Annotated in this window: 7 protein-coding genes and 2 pseudogenes; 3 read left to right on the top strand and 6 right to left on the bottom strand. The window is 58.1% G+C overall.

The annotated features are described in order from the left end of the window. Positions 1 to 414: pseudogene (locus ACE026_RS07045) on the bottom strand (transposase); the annotation flags it as partial. Between the two features lie 51 nt (positions 415 to 465). Between ACE026_RS07045 and ACE026_RS07050 the strand changes: the two are divergent. Next, positions 466 to 942, top strand: a pseudogene (locus tag ACE026_RS07050) (IS66 family transposase); the annotation flags it as partial. A 52-nt stretch (positions 943 to 994) separates the two neighbouring features. On the opposite strand, the gene ACE026_RS07055 reads toward ACE026_RS07050, so the two are convergent. The 4 genes from ACE026_RS07055 to ACE026_RS07070 all read right to left on the bottom strand — a co-directional run bounded on the left by ACE026_RS07055 (position 995) and on the right by ACE026_RS07070 (position 3,687). Continuing rightward, positions 995 to 1,660, bottom strand: coding sequence for a GAD-like domain-containing protein (locus ACE026_RS07055; RefSeq protein WP_486038510.1), 666 nt, complete (start codon positions 1,658 to 1,660; stop codon positions 995 to 997). Positions 1,661 to 1,672: 12 nt separating this feature from the next. Continuing rightward, entirely contained in the window at positions 1,673 to 1,966 is a 294-nt protein-coding gene (locus ACE026_RS07060) for a helix-turn-helix domain-containing protein (RefSeq protein WP_486038511.1), read from the bottom strand. Positions 1,967 to 2,124: 158 nt separating this feature from the next. Beyond that, positions 2,125 to 2,616, bottom strand: a complete 492-nt coding sequence (locus ACE026_RS07065) for a hypothetical protein (protein ID WP_486038512.1) — start codon at positions 2,614 to 2,616, stop codon at positions 2,125 to 2,127. Between the two features lie 93 nt (positions 2,617 to 2,709). Then, positions 2,710 to 3,687 carry an AraC family transcriptional regulator gene (locus ACE026_RS07070; RefSeq protein WP_486038513.1) on the bottom strand — a complete coding sequence of 326 codons (978 nt, stop codon included), beginning with the start codon at positions 3,685 to 3,687 and terminating at the stop codon, positions 2,710 to 2,712. Positions 3,688 to 3,791: 104 nt separating this feature from the next. Here ACE026_RS07070 and ACE026_RS07075 point away from each other — a divergent pair, with 104 nt between their 5' ends. Further along, positions 3,792 to 5,036, top strand: coding sequence for an MFS transporter (locus tag ACE026_RS07075; RefSeq protein ID WP_486038514.1), 1,245 nt, complete (start codon positions 3,792 to 3,794; stop codon positions 5,034 to 5,036). A 139-nt stretch (positions 5,037 to 5,175) separates the two neighbouring features. Then, on the top strand, positions 5,176 to 5,859 hold the full coding sequence (locus tag ACE026_RS07080) for a thermonuclease family protein (RefSeq protein WP_486038515.1): 684 nt from the start codon (positions 5,176 to 5,178) through the stop codon (positions 5,857 to 5,859). A 5-nt stretch (positions 5,860 to 5,864) separates the two neighbouring features. On the opposite strand, the gene ACE026_RS07085 is transcribed toward ACE026_RS07080, so the two are convergent. Next, a complete protein-coding gene (locus ACE026_RS07085) occupies positions 5,865 to 6,227 on the bottom strand; it encodes a hypothetical protein (RefSeq protein ID WP_486038516.1) in 363 nt (120 codons plus the stop codon). Between the last annotated feature and the right edge of the window lie 222 nt (positions 6,228 to 6,449).

The raw sequence follows: 6,449 nt of genomic DNA on the forward strand, positions 1-6,449 counted from the left end.
GCTCAACGTTGTGGTCGGCCCGAGGCTCATAGCGCAGCGCGCTAGCGCTCATCCGCACCACCTTCAGCGCCCGCCGCTCGCTCAACCCCTTCTCGACCATGCTCCGCACCAGCAGCCTGCGCGCCGGTGCGGTCACCACTTTTTTCGCAACGCATCCTTGATGACGTCGTTCTCGAAGACCTGTTCTGCCAGTAGCTTCTTCAGGCGTGTGTTCTCCGCCTCCAGGTCCTTGAGCCGCTTGGCGTCGGGCACGCTCATGCCGCCGAACTTGCTGCGCCACAGGTAGTACGAGGCCTCGCTGAAGCCGTGCTGGCGGCAGAGGTCCTTAATGGGCATGCCGGCCTCAGCTTCGCGTAGGAAGCCGATGATCTGCTCTTCGGAAAAGCGCTTCTTCACGTCCAATCTCCTTGTCATTGAGGATTGGACTCCAAACCGCTTCGCTACTCAATCTCGGGGGGACGTCGGATCAACAAGCTGTATGGCATCGAGCGCGAACTCAAGGACGTCAGCTATGAACAGCGGTTCATCGGCCGCCAGGAAAGAAGCCTGCCGATCCTGGGCCAGTTGAAAAGCTGGCTGGACAAGACGCACGCTCAAGTCACGCCACAAAGTGTGCTGGGTAAGGCGGTGCACTATCTGGCGAACAACTGGAGCCGGTTGGAACGCTACGTCGAGGCCGGCCACTTGCCGATCGACAACAACCTGGCGGAGCGTGCGATAAAGCCGTTTGTTATCGGACGTAAAGCCTGGCTGTTCAGTGACAGGCCTAAAGGCGCCACGGCCAGCGCACAGATCTACAGCTTGGTCGAGACTGCCAAGATCAACGGCCAGGAGCCCGATACGTGGCTGCGCCACGTACTTGAGTGATTACCACATGCGCAGTCGGTAGCGGACTACGAAGTGCTGCTGCCGTGGAACTGTTCGCCAGAGATGCCACGGTAACCCGCTCTCCAAGTGCTGGGTAGGTGGGGTTTATGGATCGCACTCGATTTAACTATCCAATGTTTCTCACGGTAATTATTTTTAATTTTTCATCGACAGTTATTAGTCGGTAGTCTGCAAGTTGGGATATTATGGAAAAATGTTCTTTTGCTTTTAATATTTTAATGGATTCTAGTCTAGGAGTTCCGCCAAGGCCAATAGATGGTACAAATCCATAGCAGTCCCCCGGGCTGAGCTTCCCAAGTTTCCTTAGGGTTTTTTTGAAAAGTAAATTTCCATTTTCATCGAAGCAATCCAATGAAGAGTCGTTAGTCACGAATGGAAAAAATACTGAATTTTCTAATGAGGTTCCTGGTGGAGGTGGGTTGGTCAAGTTCTTGCAAAAAACTTGACCCGAAAGTAGGTTTATTGACCCGCCGCCAAATGTATCGTGGAAAAAATATATTTTCCCAAAAGCGCTGTATGAAAATGCATGGCTATTGCTTTCATTAAAAATTGTATCGTTTTCAAATGCTATTTCCAGGACGGGTGCTAGATCGTCGGGGTGGCAGATTTGCATTCGACCCGACCTTAAGGTGCATCGCCCGTAGTTTTGGAAAAACTCATGTAGAGAGGTGGGGAGCAATTTTTGAATTGATAAATATTCTTCACTAGAAAATTGTGAGCAGGATTCGGGCTCTCCAAATTGTTTTAATATATATTCAAAAAATTCATGCATAATTTAAACTCCTCAGCATTTTCTTAGCCTAACATTCATTTTGTCGGTGCCTCTTCCGTTATTTTTCATTTCTTTGGCGTGATCCTCCAGGGCTTGAGAGCGGGCTCCTTTCCATTGCCCGCCGAGTGACGAGTTTACCCTGCTATAGGCTTTGCCTGTCTCGCTGGCGCTGTACGCCGGCGCACCTTGCCGGGCCACCTCGCGGCTCAGGGTTGACGGACTGCGGCCCAAGCGTCTGGCGATGGATCGCATGCTCTTTCCATCTTGGATCTCGATCTGGGCGGCGGCGCGTTCTTCCGCGCTCAAATGGTTGTAATGTCTGGATATGCTGACACCCTACTGGTTAGTGGGTGTTGCACTAGGAAATTGAGTCTAAGGAGTCTGTCAGTGTCGGCCAAGGGCTCGACACCGACTGGGGCAGTTCTTGCTCCTATGGCGATTTACTCTGTTGTGCGTTCACTATTCTAGTTTTCTCTATTTTTGTCGGGCGATTTTTCTTCGGATGCTTCCTTGCTCAGATCAAGAATCTGCGGGCTGATGTCGCTGTGAATTATTTTTCTGATCATGCCGGGCTTCTTACGAAGAGAATAGGCACGCATGGTTCTTATTGGTGAGAACTCAAGTCCCTCAAATCCAGAGTGGCCTACAATAACTGGGGTATTGAAATTTATATTTTTCTCATCGTCTAGGGGGAGTGTCCACTTCCCTCCGTAAGTGATGCGGACATATTCACCAAGATATCTGCCAAGGATCACAAGCAAACGGTCCTTGTTGTCATCGTTCATACCGCCTGACATTCTGTCGAGAAGCGCTTCAAGAAGTTCAGGGGTGTTTTTTGAGATGCCGAGCTCTAGGTTTAATCGTGAGGCCTCCTCTTCTAGCCACTTAAGTTGGTCGTCCATGGCCATTAGAAAGTCATCGAAATCTGCTTCTGCGTCGATTTTATTTATGTTCACGGGAAGTTTTCTGACTGAGGGGTCTGTGGGCCGGTTTTGTATCTTATTCCTGCTTTTTAAAGTGCCTCTAGGTGCGGTTTGCTGGCTCCTTTTTCAAGGATGTGTTCTACCGTCCATCCGACGTGCCCCTCGCCGAGTCGCACCAGGCGAGTACCCCATGACGCGCTTATACGCGCGACTGAAAGCAGCCTGCGAAGCGTACCCAAGACGCTCAGCCACGACCTCAATGGACAGGTTCTGTTGGGTCAGCCACTGACTCGCCAATTGCATACGAAGCTCAGTCACGTATCGCAGAGGCGCGGTTCCAATGACGGTCTGGAACCGGTCTGCAAAAACAGAGCGTGAGATGTTGGATTCTGCAGCCAGCGCTTCGACGGTCCAGTCACGTCCAGGGTCTCTGTGCAGCGCAAGCAACGACAGCGACAGACGAGGGTCGCGCATGGCCATGACCAGGCCGGATGCGCCGTCGCAACCGCGCTCGACCCAGTCACGCACGATCATGGCCGCGACGGCATCCGCCAGCCGGGCGAGTATGCCTGCATAGCCAATGCGTCCAGAGCACACCTCGCGCTTCATCGCGTCGACCATCGGCAATAGCCCAGGGAACGCAGTGGCGTTGCCATCGGCCAACATCACGGCCGGCATCAATTTGCTCAACCCTTGCATGCCACCGAGATCGAACAGCATGCATCCGTGGAACAGCACTGCGCTTGGCACAGCATGTGTACTCGGGCACGTGTCTATCCCGCTCACCGTGTCACCCAGTGGGGCGGCCTCTATCGTTTCCAGGTACTGGACGGGATGGTCCTCGCCCGACACCAATGCGTGGCCTTCTCCGCGGGGAAGAAGCACGACATCCCCGGCGGAGAGAACGTGTTGGCTGCCGTCCGCGCCTCGAAGGATCGCACTGCCCACTGCCAGGTAATGGAAGTAGGCATGGCCTGGCTTCGTGGGAAATCCAAGTCCAAAGGTCGGCCCGGTCTGGATGCGTCGGTATTGGACGCCATGCAGCCGCATGCCGGTCAGCAGCTCGCTGATCAGGTCGGTGGAGTGGGGTGGAACCTGGCTCATTGAGACGACTCGGGGTTTCGATCAAAAATATAGGTTGGACAATCATAGATCATCCTGTTTTGTCTCCCTAGACTCTCAGCTGCACCAATGCACTGGGATCTTTGATGAGCAATAACGTAGTGGATGCCGCAGGCGCGCCTGATTCTGTGGACAGGAGTAGCGCGGAGCCGTCTTCATCGGCATGGGTGGCGGTGTTTTCGTTGGCGATGGGTGTCTTTGGGCTGCTCACGGCCGAGTATCTGCCTGCCAGCCTGTTAACACCGATGGCGGTGGACCTGGGGGTATCGGAGGCGCTGGCCGGTCAAGCAGTGACGGTCACCGCTGTCGTGGCATTGTTCGCCGGCTTGCTTGTGCCTCGGCTGACCCGTTTGATGGACAGGCGCGTGGTGCTGTTGAGCTTCACGGGTCTGATGATCCTCTCCAACGCCTTGGTGGCGCTGTCTTCCAGCATGGGAGTTCTCCTGGTGATGCGCGTCCTTCTTGGCGTCGCGCTGGGCGGTTTCTGGAGCATGGCAGCGGCCGTGGCGATGCGGTTGGTACCGTCACAGCGCGTGCCTCGCGCGCTGTCCATCATCTTCAGCGGGATTGCGGTCGGCACGGTGGTGTCGGTTCCTTTGGGGAGCTACCTCGGCGGGTTGCTGGGCTGGCGCAGCGCCTTCTGGGCCGCGACGGCGGTAGGGGGACTCACGTTTGCGTTCCAGTGGTTCACGCTGCCCCGAATGGCGCCGCGCAAGGCGGCGACCCCGGAGTCGGTGGTGGGGCTCTTGCGCCGGCCAGGCGTTGCAGTCGGAATGCTCGGCTGCGTTCTGGCGCACACCGGTCAGTACTCGCTCTTTACTTACATCCGCCCAACGTTGGAGAGCTTGGGGCAGATGAGCGCTGATGGCCTGGCGCTGATTCTGCTCGGATTCGGTGTGGCGAACTTTGTCGGCACACTCCTGGCGGGTTGGCTCATGGAGCGCAGTTTGAAAGTCACGTTGGTGATCATGCCTGCCGTGGTTGGCGTAGCTGCTCTGGGCATGCTCCTGTTGCCGGTGGGCACTGGCGGGCTGTCGATCCTGGTCGCGCTATGGGGCCTGGCCTTCGGTGGCGTGCCCGTTGCCTGGTCGAGCTGGGTCGCACGTGCGGTGCCCGACCAGGCCGAGAGTGCGGGCGGGATGGTGGTCGCTGCCGTGCAGTCGTCCATCGCCGCGGGCGCCGCCTTGGGCGGCCTGGTGTTCGGACTGGGCGGCATCGTCGCAGTCCTTGCTGTTGCCGCGGCGGTGATGCTCCTCGCCAGCCTGCTCATTGCGTTCCGCGTCAGGGTGAGCTCGGCGGCGTTGTCGGCAGGTCCGGCGTTTCATATTTAGGCGACCACACCAGGAATGCACGTCGGGAGTGAAGGACTGTCGATGTAGTCGGCGTCCTGTCTCCGCTTCCGCTAAAGTGCTCGGCCCTGTTTTAACTGGCGCTCGCTCCCGAGCGTGCACTTGAAGGACGTTGTTGTTGATGGTGTTGAAAGCTCTGGTGGTGTTGTTGTTGGTTTTTGCTTCGGTTCCTGGCATGGCAGCAGAGCTGGTCGGCCGCGCGACGGTCACGGACGGGGACACGCTCACCGTGGCGAAGCAGCGCATTCGCCTGTGGGGCATCGATGCGCCGGAAAGCGCCCAGCAATGCACCACCAGCGACGGACGTCCCTGGCCCTGTGGCCGACGGTCCGCTGCTGCGCTGGACGCGTATGTGGTGGACAAAACCGTTCGTTGTCAGCCCAAGGACACGGACCGCTACGGCAGGGTGGTGGCGGAGTGCTTTGTCCAGGGGGCGTCGGTCAATCGGTGGATGGTGCGCTCCGGTTGGGCGGTCGCGTATCGCCAGTACGCCACGGCATTCATCGCGGACGAAGCAGACGCGCGCCAGCACCAGCGGAACCTCTGGCAGGGGCCATTCCAGATGCCAGCTGACTATCGGCGCAGCAAGCGTGACCAGACGGCACGACAAGCCCCGGTGGCCGCTCAGCCGTCGTCGGGCGGGTGCCGCATCAAGGGCAACATCTCCCGCGAGGGCAGGAAGATCTACCATGTGCCCGGCCAGCGGGACTACGAGCGCACGAGCATCGACCTGAACCGCGGCGAGCGCATGTTCTGCAGCCCTGCGGATGCCATGCGGGCAGGGTGGCAGCCGGCGAAGCGCTGAGCCTCTCAAGCCCTCCCATGCAGGCGGTGGCGCAGCGCGCCCGCCGCTGCCGCGATAGCCATCGCAGGCAACGCCAGCACCAGTGCGTAGACCACTCCGGCCAGCAACAACGGACCAACGCCTGACATCACGGCCACCACCGGCACTTGCAGCACCATGAGCATCAGTCCCCATAGCCATGCCTTCCGGGGAAAACAGGCGCCTAGCACTGCGGCAATGGCCAATGCGATGGGATAGACGACGGTCCAGAACGCAGGCGCGTCCCAAGGCTCGCCGCCGGGCGTCCGCCAGGCCACCAGCACCCAGAACACCACGCCGACCTTCAGCGTGACAGCACTTGCCGCAATGGAATTTCCCGTTATCCGCATCGTTGGTCTCCCGCACGAAGATGCAGGATGCCACTGCCGGGTTGGCGGTTTATGACCGGCATCGGCACCGGCATCGAGGCGCGTAGCCGCAGGCAGGCAAGTGAACGTGCTGAACAGGATGTTCGACGGCTCCGCAACGGTTTGACCGGTTGGATCACAGATCCGGTCCCACCGTCGGCCTTCCTTTCCATCAAGGGATTGCAGGGGGGGGGGGAATTGATG

Source organism: Stenotrophomonas sp. AGC87 (genome assembly GCF_057333975.1).

Coding starts and splice junctions, on each gene's coding strand:
- ACE026_RS07055 (WP_486038510.1), bottom strand. CDS start 1,660: ATGCATGAATTTTTTGAATATATATTAAAACAATTTGGAGAGCCCGAA.
- ACE026_RS07085 (WP_486038516.1), bottom strand. CDS start 6,227: ATGCGGATAACGGGAAATTCCATTGCGGCAAGTGCTGTCACGCTGAAG.
- ACE026_RS07075 (WP_486038514.1), top strand. CDS start 3,792: ATGAGCAATAACGTAGTGGATGCCGCAGGCGCGCCTGATTCTGTGGAC.
- ACE026_RS07080 (WP_486038515.1), top strand. CDS start 5,176: ATGGTGTTGAAAGCTCTGGTGGTGTTGTTGTTGGTTTTTGCTTCGGTT.
- ACE026_RS07070 (WP_486038513.1), bottom strand. CDS start 3,687: ATGAGCCAGGTTCCACCCCACTCCACCGACCTGATCAGCGAGCTGCTG.